This is a genomic window from Micromonospora sp. CPCC 205558, assembly GCF_036902955.1.
In the GTDB taxonomy this organism is placed as follows: Bacteria; Actinomycetota; Actinomycetes; order Mycobacteriales; family Micromonosporaceae; genus Micromonospora.
This window is the reverse complement of record NZ_JBAKHR010000068.1, coordinates 1-811: the sequence shown is the minus strand read 5'-3', so window position 1 is coordinate 811 and position 811 is coordinate 1. Positions and strand designations below refer to the sequence as shown.

Genomic DNA, 811 nt, shown 5'->3' with positions numbered 1-811 from the left:
TAAAATACCGCACTTCCTCTTATGTCTTGTGCTTTTTAGACAACCCTGAAAGCTTTTAGCTTTGGTGATGCAATTTGCTGGGATTTTGGCGGAGAACCACAGGTAAAGAAAAAGGCCACATTAGCGGCCTTTTTCGGAGAAGATGCTCAGTGCGGAATTTCGGAGACTTCTTTAACGTCGGTTTTATTGATCTGCTGTTTGACACCATTCGCGTCTGTATAGCCAAGCAGGCCTGAGTCTGATTCTTTAGGTTTGCCGTCGCTGGCTATAGTGCGACCGTCATTGGTGTGTATGGCATAGCTTGTGCGCGTGCAGCCGGTGAGGGCTGAAAGCGCAACTGCCGCTGCGAACACTGAAACAAAAATCTTTTTCAAAGCCAGCTCCTTTTATCCATATCAGTTTTGGTCACTAACCATCTAACTATAGGTCATTTTTTATGTGAAAAGAGGCTTGATGGTGGGCTGTATATCGAGTTAGGCGCGAGGTGCTATGGTCAAAGTGTGGTGTCAGGCGGGGAGGAGGCTTATATGAGATGTAATCCGGCCGATACATATACCAAGATGATTTAAGTATTCCTCTTTGTGAGGTTGGATGTCTAATTTATAAAGGATCTTCTTGAGATCCTTTTTTTCCGCGCGTAATCTCTTGCCCTGTAAACGAAAAAACCACCCTGGCAGGTGGTTTTTCGAAGGTTAGGTAATCCTGGCAGATCCCCTAACCGTGGTAACAGTCTTGTGCGAGACATGTCACCAAATTTGTCCTTTCAGTGTAGCCTCACTAAGGCCGCCACTTCAAGAACTCTTGAGACATC

Annotated in this window: 1 protein-coding gene; it reads right to left on the bottom strand. The window is 45.6% G+C overall.

The window, feature by feature from the left end; translation table 11 throughout:
* Nucleotides 1-146: 146 nt before the first annotated feature.
* A complete protein-coding gene (locus V6U86_RS33290) occupies nucleotides 147-374 on the bottom strand; it encodes a YgdI/YgdR family lipoprotein (RefSeq protein ID WP_334510525.1) in 228 nt (75 codons plus the stop codon).
* Nucleotides 375-811: the final 437 nt, after the last annotated feature.